General features: G+C 34.3%; 21 protein-coding genes. 17 read left to right on the top strand and 4 right to left on the bottom strand.

Features of this window, described 5'->3' with window-relative positions:
- Positions 1-3: 3 nt before the first annotated feature.
- From AW14_RS08225 to AW14_RS08200, 6 genes are all read left to right on the top strand, one after another.
- On the top strand, positions 4-1,116 hold the full coding sequence (locus tag AW14_RS08225) for a glycosyltransferase (protein ID WP_044638380.1): 1,113 nt from the start codon (positions 4-6) through the stop codon (positions 1,114-1,116).
- Positions 1,107-1,652, top strand: a complete 546-nt coding sequence (locus AW14_RS08220) for an RNA polymerase sigma factor (RefSeq protein ID WP_044638379.1) — start codon at positions 1,107-1,109, stop codon at positions 1,650-1,652. Before AW14_RS08225 ends, AW14_RS08220 begins: the two co-directional genes overlap by 10 nt.
- Position 1,653: 1 nt before the next feature.
- Complete coding sequence (locus AW14_RS08215) at positions 1,654-2,898, top strand: NRAMP family divalent metal transporter (RefSeq protein ID WP_044638378.1); 1,245 nt, start codon at positions 1,654-1,656, stop codon at positions 2,896-2,898.
- A gap of 128 nt (positions 2,899-3,026) precedes the next feature.
- Complete coding sequence (gene lipA, locus AW14_RS08210; protein WP_044638377.1) at positions 3,027-3,905, top strand: lipoyl synthase; 879 nt, start codon at positions 3,027-3,029, stop codon at positions 3,903-3,905.
- Between the two features lie 2 nt (positions 3,906-3,907).
- On the top strand, positions 3,908-4,921 hold the full coding sequence (gene gap / locus AW14_RS08205; RefSeq protein ID WP_044638376.1) for a type I glyceraldehyde-3-phosphate dehydrogenase: 1,014 nt from the start codon (positions 3,908-3,910) through the stop codon (positions 4,919-4,921).
- A 507-nt stretch (positions 4,922-5,428) separates the two neighbouring features.
- Positions 5,429-7,183: an ATP-binding protein gene (locus AW14_RS08200; RefSeq protein WP_245617571.1), complete on the top strand. Its 1,755-nt coding sequence runs from the start codon at positions 5,429-5,431 to the stop codon at positions 7,181-7,183.
- 5 nt (positions 7,184-7,188) lie between these two features.
- Here AW14_RS08200 and lpxK read toward each other — a convergent pair whose 3' ends face one another.
- Positions 7,189-8,193, bottom strand: coding sequence for a tetraacyldisaccharide 4'-kinase (gene lpxK, locus AW14_RS08195; RefSeq protein ID WP_044638374.1), 1,005 nt, complete (start codon positions 8,191-8,193; stop codon positions 7,189-7,191).
- Positions 8,194-8,240: 47 nt separating this feature from the next.
- Between lpxK and AW14_RS08190 the strand changes: the two genes are divergently transcribed.
- The 4 genes from AW14_RS08190 (at position 8,241) to AW14_RS15090 (ending at position 11,286) form a co-directional block, all read left to right on the top strand.
- Positions 8,241-9,335, top strand: a complete 1,095-nt coding sequence (locus AW14_RS08190) for a Nif3-like dinuclear metal center hexameric protein (RefSeq protein ID WP_044638373.1) — start codon at positions 8,241-8,243, stop codon at positions 9,333-9,335.
- A gap of 3 nt (positions 9,336-9,338) precedes the next feature.
- A complete protein-coding gene (locus AW14_RS08185; protein ID WP_044638372.1) occupies positions 9,339-10,121 on the top strand; it encodes a zinc ribbon domain-containing protein in 783 nt (260 codons plus the stop codon).
- A gap of 116 nt (positions 10,122-10,237) precedes the next feature.
- Positions 10,238-10,894 carry a peptide-methionine (S)-S-oxide reductase MsrA gene (gene msrA / locus AW14_RS08180; RefSeq protein ID WP_044638371.1) on the top strand — a complete coding sequence of 219 codons (657 nt, stop codon included), beginning with the start codon at positions 10,238-10,240 and terminating at the stop codon, positions 10,892-10,894.
- Positions 10,895-10,950: 56 nt separating this feature from the next.
- A complete protein-coding gene (locus AW14_RS15090; RefSeq protein ID WP_245617570.1) occupies positions 10,951-11,286 on the top strand; it encodes a hypothetical protein in 336 nt (111 codons plus the stop codon).
- A gap of 432 nt (positions 11,287-11,718) precedes the next feature.
- On the opposite strand, the gene AW14_RS08170 is transcribed toward AW14_RS15090, so the two are convergent.
- Positions 11,719-12,138, bottom strand: a complete 420-nt coding sequence (locus tag AW14_RS08170; RefSeq protein ID WP_044638370.1) for a (4Fe-4S)-binding protein — start codon at positions 12,136-12,138, stop codon at positions 11,719-11,721.
- 116 nt (positions 12,139-12,254) lie between these two features.
- Between AW14_RS08170 and kynU the strand changes: the two genes are divergently transcribed.
- The 7 genes from kynU (at position 12,255) to AW14_RS08135 (ending at position 18,477) form a co-directional block, all read left to right on the top strand.
- Positions 12,255-13,526, top strand: a complete 1,272-nt coding sequence (gene kynU / locus AW14_RS08165; protein WP_044638369.1) for a kynureninase — start codon at positions 12,255-12,257, stop codon at positions 13,524-13,526.
- Entirely contained in the window at positions 13,519-14,931 is a 1,413-nt protein-coding gene (locus AW14_RS08160; protein ID WP_044638368.1) for an FAD-dependent oxidoreductase, read from the top strand. The genes kynU and AW14_RS08160 overlap by 8 nt, the downstream gene beginning before the upstream one ends.
- A gap of 5 nt (positions 14,932-14,936) precedes the next feature.
- Positions 14,937-15,314: a hypothetical protein gene (locus tag AW14_RS08155; RefSeq protein WP_154662140.1), complete on the top strand. Its 378-nt coding sequence runs from the start codon at positions 14,937-14,939 to the stop codon at positions 15,312-15,314.
- A gap of 1 nt (position 15,315) precedes the next feature.
- Positions 15,316-16,098 carry an SDR family oxidoreductase gene (locus tag AW14_RS08150; RefSeq protein WP_044638366.1) on the top strand — a complete coding sequence of 261 codons (783 nt, stop codon included), beginning with the start codon at positions 15,316-15,318 and terminating at the stop codon, positions 16,096-16,098.
- Between the two features lie 115 nt (positions 16,099-16,213).
- On the top strand, positions 16,214-16,747 hold the full coding sequence (locus tag AW14_RS08145) for a 3-hydroxyanthranilate 3,4-dioxygenase (RefSeq protein ID WP_044638365.1): 534 nt from the start codon (positions 16,214-16,216) through the stop codon (positions 16,745-16,747).
- Between the two features lie 6 nt (positions 16,748-16,753).
- The gene (locus tag AW14_RS08140; RefSeq protein ID WP_044638364.1) at positions 16,754-17,836 is read left to right on the top strand and encodes an amidohydrolase family protein; all 1,083 of its coding nucleotides are present in this window, start codon (positions 16,754-16,756) and stop codon (positions 17,834-17,836) included.
- Entirely contained in the window at positions 17,836-18,477 is a 642-nt protein-coding gene (locus AW14_RS08135) for an O-methyltransferase (RefSeq protein WP_044638363.1), read from the top strand. Before AW14_RS08140 ends, AW14_RS08135 begins: the two co-directional genes overlap by 1 nt.
- 182 nt (positions 18,478-18,659) lie before the next feature.
- Here the strand turns inward: AW14_RS08135 and AW14_RS08130 are convergent, their stop codons facing one another.
- The gene (locus tag AW14_RS08130; RefSeq protein WP_044639553.1) at positions 18,660-18,941 is read right to left on the bottom strand and encodes a Sec-independent protein translocase subunit TatA/TatB; all 282 of its coding nucleotides are present in this window, start codon (positions 18,939-18,941) and stop codon (positions 18,660-18,662) included.
- Between the two features lie 126 nt (positions 18,942-19,067).
- On the bottom strand, positions 19,068-21,395 hold the full coding sequence (locus AW14_RS08125; protein WP_044638362.1) for a M1 family metallopeptidase: 2,328 nt from the start codon (positions 21,393-21,395) through the stop codon (positions 19,068-19,070).
- Between the last annotated feature and the right edge of the window lie 3 nt (positions 21,396-21,398).

Here is a 21,398-nt window from a genome sequence, read left to right as displayed (position 1 = left end):
TTTATGGGTTTACTTGATTTTTTATTCTACGCGTTCGCCGCTGTAGTAGTTATTCAAGTTGTCTTTTATTTATTTTTTTTCGGAAAGTTTGCCTTCTTAAAACAAAAAAAACAAACACTTACTAACGTTCCTGTTTCGGTTATTATTTGTGCCAAAAATGAGGCTGAAAATTTAAAAAACAATCTTCCTAAAATACTTTCTCAAAAGCATCCAAACTTTGAAGTGGTATTAATTAATGATGCTTCAAGTGACGATACTTTAGATGTTATGGAACATTTTCAAAGTCTTCATAGCAACATCAAAATTGTTGATGTAAAAAATATTGAAGCCTTTTGGGGAAATAAAAAATATGCATTAACCCTAGGCATTAAAGCCGCTACAAAAGATTATTTACTTTTTACCGATGCCGATTGCATGCCTGTTTCGGAGTATTGGATTCAAGAAATGACGGGAAAGTTTACCAAAGAAAAAACAATTGTGCTTGGCTATGGTGCCTACTCTAAAATTAAAAACTCGTTTTTAAATAAATTAATTCGTTTTGAAACTTTAAATACGGCATTAAACTATTTTTCGTTTGCGAATGCTGGAATTCCTTACATGGGTGTTGGCCGAAACTTAGCCTATAACAAATCTGAATTTTTTAAAACAAATGGTTTTATTAAGCATATAAAAGTGCTTTCTGGCGACGACGATTTATTTGTAAATGAAGCGGCAACCAAATCGAATACAATCATTTGCGATTCTAAAAATAGTTTTACCGAATCGATTCCTAAAAACAATTTTAAGAGTTGGATTAAACAAAAACGAAGACATATTTCCACTGCGAAGTATTACAAAACTTCACATAAATTATTACTTTCTTCAATTTATTTATTACAATTCCTTTTTTGGGTGTTTGCTACCATTTTATTAATTTCTCAACATCTATGGATGTTTGTAACAGCACTTATTGTTTTAAGAATTACCACACAATATGTAGTGTTTGGTGCAGCATCAAAAAAATTAAACGAATCAGATTTAGTTATTTTCACCCCTTTTCTAGAAGTTTTTTTAATATTCATACAATTAACTATCTTTATAAATAATATCATTTCAAAACCAAATCATTGGAAATAATTGAAGCCATAAAACGTGCTAAACAAAACGACCAAAAAGCGTTTAACTTTTTATTAGACACTTATTGGGATGATGTTTATGGTTTTCAACTAAAGCGTATTCAAAATGAAAATGATGCCGAAGATATAACCATACAAACCTTCTCGAAAGCCTTCGATAAAATTGATACTTTCGATGAAAACTACAAATTTAAAACTTGGTTAATCACTATATCTAAAAACATTCATATTGATTTATTACGAAAAGCCAAAAACTCCATTTCGCAAATTATATCTAACGATGATAAAACGGTTTATCAGATTTTAGATGAATCGCCTACGCCCGAAGACATTATAATTACAGAGCAACATTTAGCCAAACTGCTTCGCGATATAAAAAAACTAAAACCTCATTATCAAGAGATTATTAATTTAAGATACTTTCAGGAATTAAGTTACAAAGAAATTTCTGTAGAACTTAATGAGCCTATTAGTAACGTTAAAGTGAAATTGTTGCGAGCCAAGAAATTATTGTCTGAGATTATTCAGAAAAATTAAAATGATAACTAAACTAAAAAATTTAGGTCCTGGTTTATTATTTGCTGGCGCGGCAATTGGTGTTTCTCACTTAGTACAATCTACAAGAGCTGGAGCAAGTTTTGGATTTGGTTTAATTTGGGCCTTATTACTTGTAAATATCTTTAAGTATCCATTTTTTCAGTTTGGACCAAGATACGCTACCGCCACTGGCGAAAGCCTTTTAGACGGCTATAAAAAGTTAGGAACCCCTGTATTAATAGCCTTTTTCATTTTAAATGTAGCTACCATTTTTACCTTACAGGCAGGCGTTACCATTGTAACTGCAGGTTTAGCTTCTACATTATTTGGAGAATTTTCAAGCATTCAAATAGGATCTAAAATAATTTCTAGTACAGAAATCTGGACAGCCATTATTCTATTTTTATGTTTCGCACTTTTAATTATTGGCAAATACAAATTACTCGACAAACTCATGAAGGTTATCGTAATAACCTTAACAATAAGTACTCTTACAGCAGTAATTATGGCTATTTCTAATAATAATCACCCTTATAATTTTTCTCAAATTTTGCCTAAAGCTCCCATTGAAATAGGGTTTTTAATAGCGTTTATGGGTTGGATGCCTGCTCCTTTGGATGTTTCTATTTGGCAATCGCTATGGACGGTTAAAAAAGTGGAAGACAACATAGAATATACTCCAAAATCTGCCTTATTCGATTTTAATATTGGATATTTAAGCACCATTATTATTGGACTAGGGTTTCTAATTCTAGGAGCCTTGGTCATGTTTAACAGTGGCGAAACTTTCAGTGATTCGGCAAATGTTTTTTCAAGTCAGTTAATTAATATGTACACCCAAAATTTAGGAAGTTGGGCCTACATAATTATTGGTATTGCAGCATTTACAACCATGTTTAGTACCACATTAACTACTTTAGATGCTTCCCCCAGAGCTATGTCGCGAGCTTCACAGCTTCTTTATAAAAAGGAAACACCACTAAACTATAAATTCTGGATCGTTATTTTAACCATAGGAACCATTGGTGTATTTTTATTTTTAGCTTCAGAAATGGGATTACTTATAAAAATTGTAACCATTATTTCATTTATTACAGCGCCTTTTTACGCGATTACTAATTATATTTTAATTTGCAGTAAACATACTCCTAAGGCTTGGCGCCCAACCCTAGGACTTCACATTTTGAGTCTCTTAGGCATTGTTTTTTTAATAGGATTTAGTATTTGGTTTCTAACAACACTTTAGGTTCGTTTTAAAAGAATACTTTGTATCTTTGCTCTTTAAATTTTAAGCATAAAAATTATAAATTACCTTTAATCAATTAAACTAATTTTTTAAGCTTTATGCTACCTGTTTAAATAAAAAAAACACGCATGAAATCTGAAATCGAATCAAATATATTACCAGAAAGACAACCAAAACCAAAATGGTTACGTGTAAAACTTCCAACGGGAAAGAAATACACCGAATTGAGAGGTTTAGTAGATAAATACAAGCTCAACACCATTTGTACTTCGGGCAGTTGTCCGAATATGGGCGAATGTTGGGGAGAAGGCACCGCGACGTTTATGATTTTAGGTAATATTTGCACGCGTTCATGTGGTTTTTGTGGTGTAAAAACAGGGCGCCCAGAAACAGTCGATTGGGACGAACCAGAAAAAGTGGCCCGTTCTATTAAAATAATGAACATAAAACACGCCGTTCTAACCAGCGTAGACCGTGACGATTTAAAAGATATGGGAAGCATTATGTGGGCTGAAACAGTGAAAGCGGTTCGCAGAATGAACCCAGAAACTACCCTTGAAACGCTTATACCAGATTTTCAAGGGATTGAGCAGCATATAGACAGAATTATAGAAGTTGCCCCAGAGGTTGTTTCACACAACATAGAAACCGTAAGACGCTTAACTCGCGAAGTTAGAATACAAGCGCAGTACGACCGTAGTTTGGGTGTTTTAAAATATTTGAAAAAACAAGGCCAACGACGTACTAAATCGGGAATTATGTTAGGGCTTGGTGAAACACGTGAAGAAGTGATTGAAACGCTTCACGATTTAAAAGCAAATCACGTAGATGTTGTTACCATTGGTCAATATTTACAACCTAGTAAAAAACATTTACCGGTAAAACAATTTATTACTCCAGAACAATTTGAAGAATATGAAAAAATTGGTTTAGAGTTAGGGTTCCGTCATGTTGAAAGCAGTTCTTTGGTGCGTTCGTCTTACAAAGCGCAAAAACACATTAATTAATTATGATTAATATTGCTATTAATGGCTTTGGAAGAATTGGCAGACGCGTATTCCGGTTATTACAAGAATACGAAAACATACAAGTTGTAGCTATAAATGATTTAGCAGATGCACATACTTTAAGTCATCTTCTAAAATACGATAGTATACACGGCGTTTTTAAAGGAAGCATTTCACATGATGCCAATCATATAATAGTTAATAATCGTTCTATTGCACTATTAAATTCTAAACATCCAAAAGATATTAACTTGAAATCTTTTGATGTTGATTTTGTTATTGAATCTACTGGGAAATATAAAAAAACAAGCGATTTACAACATCATATTAATAATGGGGCTAAAAATGTTATTCTTAGCGTACCGCCCTTAGATGATGATATAAAAACCATTGTTTTAGGAGTTAACGAACATCTTTTAGATGGAACCGAAACCATTGTTTCTAATGCTTCATGCACTACAAACAATGCAGCTCCTATGATTGATATAATAAACAAACTTTGTGGTATAAACCAGGCTTACATTACAACAGTCCATTCTTATACCACAGACCAAAGTTTACACGACCAACCTCACCCCGATTTAAGACGCTCGCGTGCTGCTGGCCAGTCTATTGTGCCAACAACAACTGGTGCTGCCAAAGCACTCACCAAAATTTTCCCTGAACTATCTGATGTTATTGGAGGCTGCGGAATTCGTGTACCTGTTATTAATGGCTCTTTAACCGATATTACTTTTAATGTTAAGGAAACCGTTTCAATAGATACTATAAACAAGGCTTTTAAAAATGCCGCCGAAAACAAATACAAAGGCATCCTCGAATATACAGAAGACCCCATAGTTTCTATAGATATTATAGGAAATACACATTCTTGTATTTTCGATTCTGGTATGACGTCTGTTATTGGAAATATGGTGAAAATTATAGGTTGGTACGATAATGAAAGCGGGTATTCAAAAAGAATAACCGATTTAATTCTCTATATATCTCAAAAAAAATGTATTTTAACAAGCTAATAACCATATTTGTCTGAAAACCAAAAATATATGCACCCAATTAAAAACTAAATTTTTATTGTTTTTTTTCTAATTAGTTTAAACTTATTATCACAAAATACTATTGAGAATGATCCTGAATTAATTCAAAATAGTATCAATTACAACATAGAAAAGGCCACAGCAGATATTAAAAACTACAATTTTTTTCAGGCGCAAAAAAGTCTCGACGAAGCTTCTACTTTAGCCGAAAAAATTGAAAACAAATCAAGTATTGCCGTAATTCACACTACCAGAGGCAAGCTACAATTAGCCATCGAAGAACCCGAAAAAGCCATTAAATCACTTAACAAGGCGATTGAAATTCAAAGAATAATTAACGATAATAAAAACTTAGCCCGTTCTTATAAAATTTTTGGCGATGTTTACACGTTCCAAAAAAGCTATCATCAGGCTTTAGATTCCTATAAAGCTGCCAGAACAAAATTCGAAGAAGAAAAACTGGAAAAAGAGTTAATAGAAATTCTTTTGTGTGAAGGAAAAGCTAATTATTATCTAAAAAATTACATTAAAACTAAAGAAGTTTTAAATCAGACGCTTGTACTTTCTCAAAAAGAAGATTATTCAAGAATTGAAAGCGAGGCTCTAATTTACAGCAGTTTAGTTAATATGGAGCTAAATAATGACGACCAAGCTATAACCTCGGCGAAGGAAGGCATCAAATTAGCTAAAGAGCATAATTACTTAAATATTTTAAATAAAGGATACCTGGTTTTAAGTGATGTTTATAATAAAACAACTAACTATAAACTTTCAAGAGAACTTCTAAAAATGCACTTAGAATTATCCGATTCGCTAGCTAATTTAAAACGCGCTAATTCATCAAGAGCAGAAGAAACTCAATATCTTTTAAATGAGGAAAAGCAAAAAAACAGCGAAATTGAAGAAAAATTAGAAAAATTTGAAGACGATAAAAATCTAGGAACACTTATTTCTATTTTAAGTGTTGCTTTAATTACCATTTTATCGCTTCTTACTTTATCGCTATACAAAAACAACAACATCAGGCTTAAAACAAATAATATGCTTCATAAAAAAAATGGAGAACTTATTATAGCCAAAGAAAAAGCAGAATTAGCCTCAAAAACCAAAGCTAACTTTTTATCTACGGTTACGCACGAGCTAAGAACTCCGCTTTATGCCGTTACGGGTTTAAGTAATATGTTGTTAGAAGAAAACCCAAAACCCGAACAAATACAGCATCTAAAATCGTTGAAATTTTCGGGAGACTACCTATTAACCTTTATCAACGACATTCTTCAAATTAACAAAATTGAAGCAAATAAAGTAGATATTGAACCAGAACCGTTTAATTTAAAGAAGAAAATTAACAACATCATTTTAGCCTTAAATAATTCGGCACAAGACAACAATGTTAAAATTCATTTAGAATACGATACCGAATTACCAGAAAACTTTATTGCCGATCAATTAAAAATATCTCAAATTTTAATCAATCTTATAGGGAACTCAATTAAGTTTACTAAAGACGGAGATATCTGGATTAGAATATACAAAATTGAAGAAAACGGTAATATCTATACTTTACGATTTGAAGTTGAAGATAACGGTATTGGTATTAGCCAGGAAAAACAAGATAAAATGTTTGAGAGTTTTTCTCAAGGTTCCATCCAAATTAACAGAAAATATGGTGGCACAGGCCTAGGATTATCTATCGTTAAAGGTTTAATTGACTTGTTAAAAGGAAAAATTTATGTAAAAAGTGAGTTAGATAAAGGCACCACTTTTTATTTTGAAATTCCACTTGAATACACATCGGTTAAAGAAGCTGCCGAAAAAACAACACAATATTTCTCTGGAAACACAGAAGATTTAGACTTAACCAATGTGAAAATTTTAGTTGTAGAAGACAACAAAATTAACCAGATGATTACCAAAAAGATTTTAACCAAAATGAATCTTAATTGTGAAATCGTTGATAATGGTGAAGCTGCCGTTGAAAAAATTAAAGCCAATAAATACGACATTGTTTTAATGGACATTCACATGCCAGGTATAAGTGGTATTGAAGCTACTAAAATTGTACGATCCTTCGATAAAGAACTAACCATTTTCGCATTAACAGCGGTTACCATTGAAGATAAAATGCACGAATTTGATGAAGCTGGTTTTACAGACATCATACCAAAGCCATTTAAACAAGAAGAATTCGAGAAGAAACTTTACAACGCCCTGGCTTCAAAAAAGTCTAAAATAAGTTAATAAAATTAGCTTTCTACAAAATCTAAAATAAGCTTATTAAATTTTTCTGGTTCAGAAATAAGGACTGTTATTGGAAGATAGAACAACTTTTCACTTAGCGAATCATATTGTTTTAAACGCATAAAATCCTTTTCGGTTGTCACAATAAGTTCTTTTGCTTCAAAGGCTTTAATTTCATCTTTTGTAAAATCATGATGATCGCTAAAATTTAAATGCTCAAATTGTAATTCTTTAGATTTTAAAAAATCGACCAACGCACTGGCATTTGCTATTCCTGTAATTAAAGTAAACCTGTTTAATGCGTCTAATTCTAATGTTTTACTTACCGAAACCACTGTATTGGAGTAAACAATAGAACTAAAAAACACCGTTTGGTAGGGTTTCAGATTCATATTTCTAATAAAAAAGGCTTTATCAGAATGATTTAAATTCGTAGGACATTTTGTAACCACAATAATATTTGCCCGCTTCACTCCTACTTTAGGTTCGCGTAAATCGCCGGTTGGTAAAACCAAGTCACAAAAAAACGGATTGGAATACGTAGTTAATAAAATATTTAATCCTGCTTTTACTTGTCTGTGTTGAAAAGCATCGTCCAGTAAAACAACATTTGGAGCCTTTGTTAATGCTTGTAACCTATTAATACCGTTAACGCGATTTGCATCGACAACGACTAAAATAGAAGCTCCAAATTTACTGTAAAATTGAAAAGGCTCATCACCTATCGATTCTGCCGAATCGGTTGCATCTGCTAATTTAAAACCTTCTGTTTTTCGTTTGTAACCTCGGCTTAAGGTAGCAACATACTTATCGTCTTTTAATAATCGAATTAAATACTCAATCATGGGGGTTTTTCCTGTACCACCCACACTTAAATTACCAACACAGATAACAGGAAAATTAAAATGCCTCGATTTTTTAATTCCCAAATCGTACATCAAATTGCGTACGGTAGTAACTGCATAATAAACAGGAACAAAAGGAAATAATATTTTTCTGAGTAACTTCACAATAGCGAAAGTATAATATTTTATCTTTGATACAAACAAATAAATTCATGATTGTTCAAGAGGTTATTACCCATTTAGAAGAATTAGCACCTTTAGCTTACGCTGAAGATTTTGATAATGTCGGACTTCTAGTTGGCGATAAAAACGCAAAAGTTACAGGCGTTTTAGTTACTTTAGACACTTTAGAAGCCGTTGTAGATGAAGCGATTGCAGAAAATTGTAACCTAATTGTAAGTTTTCATCCTATTATATTTAAAGGTTTAAAATCGCTTACGGGTAAATCTTATGTAGAGCGCGTTGTTTTAAAAGCTATTCAAAACAACATTGCCATTTACAGCATGCACACAGCCCTCGACAATGCCTTTAATGGTGTAAATGCCATGATTTGCGAGCAGTTGCAATTAAAAAATAAACGAATTTTAATTCCGCAAAAAGAAACCATAAAAAAACTAACCACGTACGTTCCAAAAAACGAGGCAGAACAATTAAGAACCGCCTTATTTAATTCGGGAGCTGGTAGTATTGGTAATTACAGCAATTGCAGTTTTAATGTGGAAGGATTTGGAACCTTTAAAGGAAACGACAGTAGCAAGCCTACAATAGGTGAAAGAGGCAAATTACACACCGAAGCTGAGACAAAAATTACCATAACATTTCAAAAACATTTAGAACCGAAAGTTTTAAAAGCGCTTTTTGAAACGCACTCCTACGAAGAAGTTGCCTATGAAATAACCACAATAGAAAACACAAACCAGCATATTGGTATAGGAATGGTTGGCGAATTAGAAGAACCTTTAACCGAAAAAGCCTTCTTAAATTATGTAAAAGATAAAATGAATACAGCATGCATTAGGTATTCGGCTTTTTTAAATAAAAAAATAAAGAAAATTGCCGTGCTTGGCGGATCGGGAAGTTTTGCTATTAATGCCGCGAAAGCCTCTGGTGCTGATGCTTTTATAACTGCCGATTTAAAATACCACGACTTTTTTAATGCAGAAAACAGCATATTATTAACCGATATCGGACACTATGAAAGTGAACAATACACAAAAAATGGTTTAGTAGCGCATCTTACAAAAAAATTTACTAATTTTGCAATCATTTTATCAAAGACAAATACCAATCCTGTTAAGTATTTTTAAAGTATGGCTAAAAATAAAGAAGTAACTGTAGAAGAGCGTTTAAGAGCTTTATACGATTTACAACTCATCGACTCTCGTATAGATGAAATTAGAAATGTTCGTGGAGAACTTCCTTTAGAAGTTCGTGATTTAGAAGACGAAGTTGCTGGACTAAGCATTAGATTAGACAAATTAGTTGCTAGTTTACAATTAATAGATAATGATATTCTTGCAAAGAAAAACCTTATTGAAGACGCTAAATCTTTAATTAAAAAGTATAGCGAGCAACAAAAAAATGTTAGAAATAACAGAGAATTTAATTCTTTAACTAAAGAGGTTGAGTTTCAAGAATTAGAAATCGAATTAGCCGAAAAACACATTAAAGAATTTAAAGCGCAAATTGAACAGAAAAAACTTGTTATTGCCGAAACTAAAGAACGTTTAAAAGAACGTGAAAATCATTTAAAACATAAAAAGAATGAATTAAATGATATTTTAGGTGAAACTGAAAAAGAAGAACAAGCTTTAATTCAAAAGTCTGAAGAATATAAAGAACAAATTGAAGAGCGTTTGGTATCTGCTTACACCAGAATTCGTAACAACGTAAAAAATGGTTTAGCAGTTGTTGCTATCGAAAGAGGCGCTTCTGGAGGTTCTTTCTTTACTATACCACCACAAATTCAAGTAGAAATTGCTGCTCGTAAAAAAGTAATTACCGATGAGCACAGTGGTCGTATTTTAGTAGACGCACAATTAGCAGAAGAACAAAAAGAAAAAATGCAAAAATTATTCTCTAAATTGAGCTAATAATATTTATAAATATTAAAAGCCTTTACAAATTGTAAAGGCTTTTTTTTTTACAATTTTTTACCTTTTAAATTAAGGTTTCTATTAAAAATGCGTCTAAGTAAAAAAAAATTATTATGAAACATCTTTTTTCTACGTTGCTTTTAGTCTTATTAGTGAGTTGTCAAAATTCAGCCCAAAATAAAGAGGAACAACTTAAAGTAATAAATGCCAAACCAATAGAAGTTCCAATAAAAAACGGTAAAGCTAAAGCATATTTTGCTAGCGGATGTTTCTGGTGTGTTGAAGCTATTTACGAGAGTGTTAAAGGCGTAGATGAAGTTATTAATGGATATTCTGGCGGGCACACAAAAACCCCTTCTTACGAAGCTAGTAATACAGGAAGAACAGGTCATGCCGAAGCGGTGGAAGTTATTTACGACCCAAACATTGTAAGTTTTGAAACGCTGGTAGATGTTTATTTTGGTTCGCAAGACCCAACACAAGTAAACGGTCAAGGGAATGACATTGGGTCGCAATATCGTTCTATTATTTTTTATCAAAATGAAGCGCAAAAGCAAATTATTTTAAAGAAAAAAGAAGCTTTAGCAAAAAAACTAAATACTAAAATTGCTGCCGAAGTTTATCCGTTTCAACAGTTTTGGGTAGCCGAAGATTATCACCAAAACTACGAACGCCTGCATCCTAACAATCCTTACATTCAAAATGTATCAATTCCAAGATTAAACAGATTTAAGGCTAAGTTTCCACAGCTGTTAAAATCTAATCATTAAAGAAGTATTTCATTTTTCATTTTAACACGATTTATGAAAAAAACTTTAATTATTACATGTCTTTTTACAGCCGTTCTAGCCTGCAAAAAAAAAAAGAAACCAATAAAACAGGAGAAAAAACACCTCCTATTAGCGAACAAATAGCAAAAGCTCATGGTTTCGAACATTGGAAGGATGTAAGCCAATTACATTTTACATTTAATGTTGATAAAGACTCAACACACTTCGAGCGTTCTTGGATTTGGAAACCAAAAACAGGAGACATTACATTAATTTCTGGTAATGATACCATTTCATACAACAGTAACTCTTTAGATAGTTTGTCATTGAAAGCAGATAAAGGCTTTATAAACGACAAATTCTGGCTTTTAGCACCATTTCAATTGGTCTGAAATAAAAATGCAAGCATTTCCAATCCTGTAAAAGCAACATCTGAAATAAGCAACACCGAATTAAATAAAATCACTCTAACCTATCCCAACGAAGGTGGTTACACTCCTGGTGATGCCTACGATTTTTTTTATGATGATAATTTTACAATAAGAGAATGGATTTTTAGAAGAGGAAATTCTAAAGAAGCAACAATGGTGACATCCTGGAATGCTTATAAAGATTTTAATGGCTTAAAAATTTCGACAGAACATCGAAAAAAAGGAGAAAACTGGAAACTATATTTCACAAAAATTAAAGTTGAAACAAATTAATTTTTAAGCTTAAAAATCCAAAATAAACTATCATAACGTATATATTATAAAATATTCCGCGTTAAGCGTCTCTATATATTCAAAGCGCTTCCATAAAATAAATGGAAGCGCTTTTTCCTTTTATCCAACAAAATTCTCTTTAACATGAGCACCATCGCAATAAGGCTTGTTGTTCGATTGTCCGCATCTACAAAAAGCCGTTGTTTTGTTTTTTGTATCGGTGCTACCATCTTTATAAGTAACATGTAAAGTACCATAAACAAGTAAAGGCCCATTTTCTAAAACCTCAACTTTAGTCTCTAGAGTTTCGCTTGTTTTATCTTTTTCATCATTCATATAAAAACGCAACGCAACAGAAGGACACGCTTTTACTTGCTTAACAAGTGCCTCTGTTTTGGCTGCATCAATTTTAATCCAAGGTTTATCTTTTGGTTGAAAAACATCAGGCAGTCCATTTACACAAATTCCAGAATGAATACATTTTTCTGGCTCCCACACAATTGTAACCTCTCCATTTGAGTATTCTTTTGTTTTGCTCATACCATTATATTTTTATTAAATATACAAAAATTACATGCTAAAATTTAGTCCTATTAATAAGTTCATTACTAACTTTAGAATTCTTATTTTTGTTAGAAACCGAAAATCTATTCATTTTGTTCGATTATAAATTAGGTCTCGATTTCGCTATAAAACAAGACGAAAACGACCCGTCAGCTTCTTATAAAAATCAATTTCATATTCCAAAAGACAAACATGGTAATGATTTGATTTACATGACAGGAAACTCGCTTGGTTTACAACCTAAAAACACCAAATCTTACATAAATCAAGAGCTCGAAGATTGGGCTAATTTAGGTGTTGAAGGTCATACCGAAGCTAAAAACCCGTGGCTACCCTACCATGAATTTTTAACAGAAAGCATGGCTAAAATTGTTGGTGCAAAACCCATTGAAGTTGTGGTTATGAATACCTTAACAACAAACCTGCATCTCATGATGGTTTCGTTTTACAAACCAACCAAAACACGCTATAAAATTTTAATTGAAGCAGATGCTTTTCCTTCAGATAAATATGCTGTAGAATCGCAATTACGCCACCATGGATTTGATGATAAAGAAGGTCTTATACTCTGGAAACCACGCGAAGGTGAAGAGTTAGTAAACTACGCCGACTTAGAAGCTATTTTAGAGACACAGGGCAACGAAATAGCACTCATCATGGTTGGCGGCTTAAACTATTACACAGGGCAGTATTTCGATTTAAAACGCATTACAACCCTAGGGCATAAATACGGTTGCATGGTTGGGTTCGATTGTGCCCATGCAGCAGGAAATGTGCCTCTTAATTTACATGATTCGGGTGCCGATTTTGCTGTTTGGTGTACCTATAAATATTTAAATTCCGGCCCTGGGAGTTTAGGAGGTTGTTTTGTACATGAGCGTCATGCTTACAATAAAAACCTAAACCGATTTACTGGTTGGTGGAGCCACAACAAACAAACACGATTTAATATGCGCGACGAGTTCGACCAGCTTCCTGGAGCCGAAGGTTGGCAACTATCGAATCCGCCCATTTTATCGATGGCTGCCATTCGTGCGTCATTAGATATTTTTAATACGGTTGGATTTGAAACTCTCGTTGAAAAATCGAAGAAACTAACCGGTTATTTCGAATTCTTATTAAAAGCATTAGGCGAAGACACCATTAGAATAATCACTCCCAACCATCCAAACGAACGTGGATGCCAGCTTTCTATTCAAGTTAAAAACGCTAATAAAACCCTGCACAACAAACTTACCGAAGCTGGGGTTATAAGCGATTGGCGCGAACCCGATGTTATTCGATGCGCTCCAACCCCTTTATATAATTCGTTTCAAGATGTTTATTATTTAGTTGAACGTTTAAAAACCATATTAAATGCCTAAAAATCAACATGTATTAATTATCGGAGCGGGCCTTTGCGGAAGTCTTTTGGCATTGCGAATGGCTCAACGAGGCTATCAGGTTAGTGTTTATGAAAAACGTCCCGATCTTAGAAAAATTACCTTAGACTCAGGGCGCTCAATAAACCTTGCGTTTTCAAACCGAGGCAATAAAGCCATGAAGCTTGTTGGCATCGACCAACAAGTAAAAACACTTTGTATTCCAATGCATGGTCGTATGTTACACGACACGGCAGGCAAAACCATTTTTGCACCCTATAGCGGACGCGAAAATGAATATATTAATTCCATTTCCAGAAACGACCTCAATGCCTTATTGCTTACCGAAGCCGAAAAACGAAACAATGTAAGCATCTATTTTAATAACAAATGTGTAAGTGTCGATTTTGAAAATACCAGCGCCCTATTTTATAATTACGAATCTAAAAACGAACATGTTATAAATGCCGATGTTATTTTTGCTACCGACGGTGCAGGTTCTGCCATGCGTAAAAGTTATTATCTGGGTAAAAAATTCTTATTTAGTTTCTCGCAAGATTATCTAACTCATGGTTACAAAGAATTAAGTATTCTACCAGATAAAACCGGAGCGCACAAAACCTTTAAAAACGCTTTGCATATTTGGGGTCGTGAGGCGTTTATGCTTATTGCGTTACCTAATTTAGACGGCAGCTTTACAGTAACATTATTTTTAAGTTACGATGATGGCACTTACAATTTTAATAATTTAACTACGGAAGCGCGTGTGTTAGAATTTTTTAGCACCTATTTTAAAGATGCTTTAAAATTGATGCCAAATCTGGTTGAAGACTTTTTTAAAAATCCAACCTCACCGCTTGGAACCGTTAAATGTTCGCCCTGGCATTATAAAGGTAACACCCTATTAATGGGCGATGCCGCTCATGCTATTGTGCCGTTTTACGGACAAGGCATGAATGCGTCTTTTGAAGATGTTGTAGAATTCGATCAGGTTTTAGAAGCACACCCCAATCCAGAATCGAAAAGCGATTGGGAAACTATTTTTAAAGTTTACGAAGCCAAACGGAAAAAAGATACCGATGCCATTGCCGATTTAGCTATTGATAATTTTCATGAAATGAAAGGTCATGTAAACAACGCTGTTTTTAGAGAAAAGCGTAACTTAGAAATGGCTTTAGAAAAGGAGTTCCCAAATGATTATGCTTCAAAATATTCTTTGGTAACCTTTAACGAGAATATTGGTTATAGAGAAGCCATGTTAAAAGGGCGCGCTCAGGATAAAGCCATTTTAAATATGTTAACCGATGGTGTTATTAGTTTAAATGATGATTTAGAAGTTAACTTAAAAAAAATAAAACAAGAAACAGAAGCTATTCTTGAAGATGATAGAATTGCTGGTTTAAAATAATTTTTATGAAATTATTTGCAAAGTGCATAAAATGTAGACGTGAAATATGCTTCAACTCTAATCAAAAAACTAGAGTTGAATTTGTTATGTACGAAGGAAAAACCAAAGCTTTAACATGCAATCACTGTAAACACAATAATATTTTTAAAGTAAATGAATTGTTTGCAAAAGAGTCCAAATTTGCTTTGATTATAGCTTGCGCTATATTTCTAGTTGGAACCCCCATTTTAATATACTATGTACCCATTTTTCTACTTAAATATGGCGGTATTTATTCAAGCTTAGTGATTGCTGGGTTTATGCTAGTGCCAATTATTGTATATTCAAATATTTTAAAAGAAGACAGAATTAGAGTAAATACATTTAACCTAGGATATTATTAATATGAACTTAAACTTAACCAACAAAAACGCCCTAGTTTGTGGCAGCACTGCCGGAATAGGAAGAGCAACAGCTTTCGCTTTAGCCAGCGAAGGCGTTAATGTTACTCTGGTAGCCAGAAATCGTGAAAAGTTAAAACAGGTTTTAGCCGAATTACCAAATAGTGAAAACCATAATTATATTGTGGCCGATTTTGCTAATCCGCGTGAGTTACAAGAGCAAGTTATTAAGTATATCGATAAAACAACCGGGTTTCATATTCTTGTAAACAACACCGGCGGCCCACGAAGTGGGGACATTTTAAATGCGAGTTTAGATGAGTTTGATAACGCCTTTACTTTGCATGTTAAATGCAACCATGTGTTGGCACAAACGGTGATTCCGTTTATGAAAGAAATTGGTTATGGTAGAATTATAAATATTATATCTACTTCGGTTAAAGAACCTATTCCTGGATTGGGTGTAAGCAATACCATTCGAGGTGCGGTTGGTAACTGGAGTAAAACACTTTCTATTGAACTAGCGCCCTTTGGTATTACCGTTAATAATGTTTTACCTGGTTTTACTGAAACCGAAAGATTGAATGAAATTATTAAAATAAAAGCAAATAACGAAGGTACGAGCATTGAAGAAATGACCGAAATAATGAAAAATTATACGCCTGCTAAACGTTTTGCAAAACCCGAAGAAACGGCCCATGCGGTAACTTTTCTTGCTAGCGAAGCGGCTGGTTATATTAACGGAATTAACATACCTGTTGATGGTGGCCGAACAAAATCTTTGTAAATTTAACTCACAAATAAACCCGCGTGAAGGATTGAAGCGATATCCTTTTTGTTTTTCACAAAAAGATTTAGCGGAAAGCCTGACCCGATAGGGACACGCCATAAAATATAATGGAATGAGCAAATTAGTTTCACCAATAAATTTTAAAGCCTGGATTGAAGAAAACAGACATTTATTAAAGCCTCCGGTGGGTAATAAAGTGGTTTGGAAGGATGGCGATTTTATTGTGATGGTGGTTGGTGGCCCCAACAATCGTAAGGATTATCATTACAACGAAACCCCAGAATTTTTCTATCAGGTTGAAGGCGATATCGTTTTAAAAGTTATCGATAAGGGTACGCCTAAAGATATAACCATAAAAGAGGGTGAGATATTTTTATTGCCTCCCAAAGTACCACATTCGCCACAACGCGGCGCCAATACCGTTGGGTTGGTTATTGAATATAAGCGTCCCGAAGGTATGCGAGATGCCCTGCTTTGGTTTTGCGAAAATTGTACAACAAAACTTTATGAAGAAGATTTTGCTGTTAAGAATATTGAAACCGATATGCCTAAAATTTTCGACCATTATTACAGCGACGAAGATAAACGCACCTGCCCTAATTGTGGTGAAATTATGGAACCTCCAAAAAAAGTAAAAATTGATTAAATTTTTATGACACGTAAACTTCGTATTAACGGACATTCGCATTTACTGCCCTACCCGGAAGAAATTCCGAGTTTTATGCAGGAAAAAGGTATTTTTTGGGTTGATAAAGACCGAAAATATATGTTGCAAAAAGATTGGAGCCGCCCCGTTACCGACTCGAGTTTTTTCTTGCACGAAAAACTGGAATGGATGGAACGCAACAAAATTGACCATGCAGTTGTATTGAATTTATCGCAATTGTATGGTAATGGTTTACGTGTTGAGGAAATGAAGCAGGCCTTACGTTTTCAAAATGATTTTAATGCCCGCATACAACATGATAATCCGAGTAAATTTACTTGTGGTTTTGTGGTGCATCCTGGTTTTGTTAGAAGCGCTTGCTGGGAAATTGAACGGTGTGTTGAAACTCACGGCCTACAACTGCTTTGTTTACCAACGCATTTTATGGATACCATTGGTACCTGGCGTTGTATTTTTGATGAGGAAAACGAACCCATTTTTGAATTGGCTAACAAATACAATTTAGCCGTAGAAATTCATCCCTACGATGGTGAAAAATTTATAAAACTGGAGAACACCTCATGGCGTTTTCATTTAATTTGGATGTTAGCACAATGTGCCGATGCTTACCATTTTTTAACTTTAAACGGTTATCAGGAAAAATACCCGAACATGCGAACTTGTTTTGCGCATGGCGGACAATTAGCTCAAATTAATTTAGGACGACGTATACAGGGGTTTGATGGCAGACCCGATTTGTTTGAAGGAAAACACCACCCCAGAAAAGCTGTTGGCCATAAAAACATTTTTTTCGACACCTTAGTTCATGATACTGGTGACTTGGAATTACTTATAAAAAATCATGGTTCGAAACAGGTGCTTATGGGATTAGACGACCCGTACCCTTTGGGTGAAATGGAAAGCGCAAAACAATCGTCGTACCCCGGAAAAATATTAGATTTAGCTTTAGAGCGCAAGATTATTACGCCAACAGAACACGATGCCATTTGGCAAGACAATGTAATAAAATGGCTTTGTGGTGAAGACGAGGCTGCTAAACAAAAATTAATAAATAGAATTTTAAGTTAATGTATTTTTTACCTGAAGATTTAGATGATTATGTTGTGGCACACTCGGAAGCCGAACCAGAATTATTACAACAGCTTACACGCGAAACCTATCAAAAAATATTACAACCTATTATGCTTAGCGGTCCTTATCAAGGACGTGTTTTAAGTATGATTTCTAAACTTAAACATCCTAAATACATTTTAGAATTGGGCACTTTTACGGGCTATGCTACACTTTGCCTGGCCGAAGGTGTTCAAAAAGACGGGGAAGTACATACCATTGATGTGAATGAAGAATTGGTTGATTTCCAAAGAAAATACTTTGACAAATCGGGATACGGACATCAAATTTTTCAGCATTTGGGGAACGCCCTTGAGGTGATACCTCAACTGGATCTCATGTTTGATTTGGTTTTTATTGATGCTGACAAACCTAATTATGTGAATTATTTTCATGCCATTATTGATAAGCTTAATCCGGGTGGTATAATTTTATCGGATAATGTGCTGTGGCATGGAAAGGTTGTAGAGCCCTTAGATGCTAAAGATACTTCTACAAAAGCTGTTTTAGATTATAACACGCTTTTAAAAAACGACCCAAGAATAGAAACTGTTTTACTACCTATTCGAGATGGTTTAACCGTTAGTAGAAAACTATAGAGATTTATTTTATAAGGCCTTTGGTAAAGCTGTAAATACTTTTAAGTGCACTTTACTTGGGTGGCGTTGCGTTAGGGATAGCAGTGGAAATCCTTTTTGCGAGGGTACGAGCAAAAAGATTGTAACGTATAGCCCGACCACAAACCTGGCTTACTAAAGGTTTGGGGTAACGCCCAAAGAATTTATAGTTTTCGTTTTACCGAGCCTGTGAATTCGTCTAGATCGTCTTTTACGCTATCGAGTTGTTTTTTTACATCTGAAACGATGCTGGTGTCGATACCGTTGGTTTTGGCCGAATTGTTTATTTCGCGTTTTACATCGTTGGTAGCGTCTTTAAGTACGCGCATACCTTTTCCCATACCGCGAGCGATTTCGGGTAATTTATCGGCACCAAAAACCATAATCACTATAAATAGGATGAAGGCTATTTCTGCGCCACTAATAAATAATAATGTAGGTAGTATTTTCACGCTACAAATATACTAAGTTGTTTTTAATTTGATTAGTTTATTGTTGTTAATAAAACGTTTATGTTTATAAAAAAAGGGATGCTTTTTACGGCATCCCTTTTTGTTTTTATTTGCTTAAAGTTAGTTATTAACTTTTGATTTGAATTGATCGAAATCGCTTTTAACCTCTTGTTTTGGCCAGGTGTTATTCGATGTATCGATATCGGCAGTGCCCTCGTTTGGATCGATTTGAATGCCTACAATTTCTTTATCTGAAGCGATGGCTTTACTAACTTCGTTATCGTTCAATCTCCATATTTCGGCTGGATAGGTTTCTGTTTTTTTAGACCCATCGGCATAGGTGTACTCTACAATAATGGGCATTACCAATCCGCCTGGTTTGTTAAAGGTAATGTTGTAGAAATATTTAGGTTGCTTTATATTTTTACGTTCTTCGGGCGTAAAATTATCCATTAAATATTCTTTAAGTGAGGTAGAATTATCTAGTACCGAACCGTTTTTAAGGGTTTCTTTAAATTCGTCGCTGCCCTCTTCTACCAAATACACTAAAGGTGGTAAATCGCTTAAACTACGATTGTTTTCTTTAGCTAAATCTTTGATGTATTTGTTTGGTTCGGAGGATACGTAGTATTTTTTAACATCTTTAATTCCTATATCTACCCAGTCTGTTGTGTAAAACCAACCTCTCCAAAACCAATCTAAATCGAATGCGGTGGCATCTTCCATGGTTCTAAAGAAATCTTCTGGTGTTGGGTGTTTAAACATCCAACGGTGAGCATATTCTCTAAATGCGTAATCGAATAGCTCCTCGCCCATAACGGTTTCACGTAAAATATTTAAAGCCGTAGCTGGCTTACCGTAAGCATTATTACCGAATTGGTAGGTGTTTAAACCTTTAGTCATAATGGGTGCAATAAAATCTTGATTACCGGCCATGTAACTAATTATGTTTTTCGCTGGACCGCGTCTGGAAGGATATACTTTATCTTGTGGCGACAAAACGTTTGAATATTTTTTAGCAAAGTCTTGTTCGGCAACGTATTGAACAAAGGAATTTAAACCTTCGTCCATCCAGGTCCATTGGCGTTCGTCGCTGTTAACAATCATTGGGAAGAAGTTATGCCCTACTTCGTGAATAATAACACTCATCATGCCATATTTAACGCGGTCGCTATAGGTGCCATCTTCGTTTGGTCTACCGTAATTCCAGCAAATCATTGGATATTCCATACCTTGATTTTTGGCATGAACTGAAATGGCTTTGTGGTATGGGTAATCGAATGTCATTCTAGAATACGACTCTAAAGTACTGGCTACAGCTTTTGTTGACCATTCTTCCCAAAGCGGATTCCCTTCTTTAGGATATAATGATACGGCCATGATATCTTTACCACCAATTTTAACAGCCATCATATCCCAGATGTATTTTCTTGAACTTGTAAAAGCAAAATCGCGCACGTTTTCGGCGTGTAGTTTCCAAGTTTTTGTTTTATCAGAAAACCCTTTTTCTGCAGCTTCTGCTTCGGCTTGTGTTACAATAATTACAGGCTTATCATACGATTTTTTAGCCTGTTCGTAACGTTGCATCATGTCTTTTGTAAAAACTTCTTTGCGGTTTACCAGTTTACCAGTACCGTCTAGAATATGATCGGCAGGAACGGTAATGTTAACCTCGTAATTACCAAAAGGTAAAGCAAACTCGTCACGACCATAAAATTGTGAATTTTGCCAACCTTCAACATCGTTATAAACTGCCATTCTTGGAAAGAACTGTGCAATTATAAAGGCTTTGTTTCCGTCTTTAGGAAAATATTCGTAGCCCGAACGTCCGCGGCCATCAACATGATTATTGATGTTATACCACCATTTTACAGAGAATGAAAACTTATCTCCCGATTTTAAAACTTCTGGTAACTCTACACGCATCATCGTGCTGTTAATCATGTATTGTAGTGGTTTACCATTGGTGTCTTTTACCTCCTGAATATTAAAACCACCGTCGAAATCTTCTTTTAGATAAGATGAGTAAAATTGTTCTGGACGCTGTACAGGAGCTACATCGGTAGATTCAATTAATGGTGTTTTAGAGGTTTTAGCTCGCATGTTTTGATCTAACTGCACCCAAAGATATTTTAAATTATCTGGTGAATTATTAGTGTATGTTATGGTTTCAAAACCAGATAATTTCGAGTTTTTATCGTCCAAAACAATATCCATTTTATAATCTGCCTGTTGTTGATAGTATGCAGCACCAGGGGCACCAGAAGCCGAACGATACATATTTGGAGTAGAAAACTCTTCATACAATTGTTTAAATTTATTTGTATTTGTATGCCCTCCTTTTCGTGGTGTTGCTTCTTGAGCATGCACAAATACAGAGGCTGTAACAAAAAGAAAAAATATTAAACTATTTAAAATGTTATTCCCTTCAAATTTTGATTTCACCATAAT

The organism is Siansivirga zeaxanthinifaciens CC-SAMT-1 (genome assembly GCF_000941055.1).
GTDB classification, from domain to species: domain Bacteria; phylum Bacteroidota; class Bacteroidia; order Flavobacteriales; family Flavobacteriaceae; genus Siansivirga; species Siansivirga zeaxanthinifaciens.
Note: the sequence above shows the minus strand (reverse complement) of the source record. Positions and strands in the feature narration are given on the sequence as shown.

Coding starts and splice junctions, on each gene's coding strand:
- AW14_RS08225 (WP_044638380.1), top strand. CDS start 4: ATGGGTTTACTTGATTTTTTATTCTACGCGTTCGCCGCTGTAGTAGTT.
- AW14_RS08215 (WP_044638378.1), top strand. CDS start 1,654: ATGATAACTAAACTAAAAAATTTAGGTCCTGGTTTATTATTTGCTGGC.
- lipA (WP_044638377.1), top strand. CDS start 3,027: ATGAAATCTGAAATCGAATCAAATATATTACCAGAAAGACAACCAAAA.
- gap (WP_044638376.1), top strand. CDS start 3,908: ATGATTAATATTGCTATTAATGGCTTTGGAAGAATTGGCAGACGCGTA.
- AW14_RS08190 (WP_044638373.1), top strand. CDS start 8,241: ATGATTGTTCAAGAGGTTATTACCCATTTAGAAGAATTAGCACCTTTA.
- AW14_RS08185 (WP_044638372.1), top strand. CDS start 9,339: ATGGCTAAAAATAAAGAAGTAACTGTAGAAGAGCGTTTAAGAGCTTTA.
- msrA (WP_044638371.1), top strand. CDS start 10,238: ATGAAACATCTTTTTTCTACGTTGCTTTTAGTCTTATTAGTGAGTTGT.
- AW14_RS15090 (WP_245617570.1), top strand. CDS start 10,951: ATGTCTTTTTACAGCCGTTCTAGCCTGCAAAAAAAAAAAGAAACCAAT.
- AW14_RS08170 (WP_044638370.1), bottom strand. CDS start 12,138: ATGAGCAAAACAAAAGAATACTCAAATGGAGAGGTTACAATTGTGTGG.
- AW14_RS08160 (WP_044638368.1), top strand. CDS start 13,519: ATGCCTAAAAATCAACATGTATTAATTATCGGAGCGGGCCTTTGCGGA.
- AW14_RS08155 (WP_154662140.1), top strand. CDS start 14,937: ATGAAATTATTTGCAAAGTGCATAAAATGTAGACGTGAAATATGCTTC.
- AW14_RS08150 (WP_044638366.1), top strand. CDS start 15,316: ATGAACTTAAACTTAACCAACAAAAACGCCCTAGTTTGTGGCAGCACT.
- AW14_RS08145 (WP_044638365.1), top strand. CDS start 16,214: ATGAGCAAATTAGTTTCACCAATAAATTTTAAAGCCTGGATTGAAGAA.
- AW14_RS08140 (WP_044638364.1), top strand. CDS start 16,754: ATGACACGTAAACTTCGTATTAACGGACATTCGCATTTACTGCCCTAC.
- AW14_RS08135 (WP_044638363.1), top strand. CDS start 17,836: ATGTATTTTTTACCTGAAGATTTAGATGATTATGTTGTGGCACACTCG.
- AW14_RS08125 (WP_044638362.1), bottom strand. CDS start 21,395: ATGGTGAAATCAAAATTTGAAGGGAATAACATTTTAAATAGTTTAATA.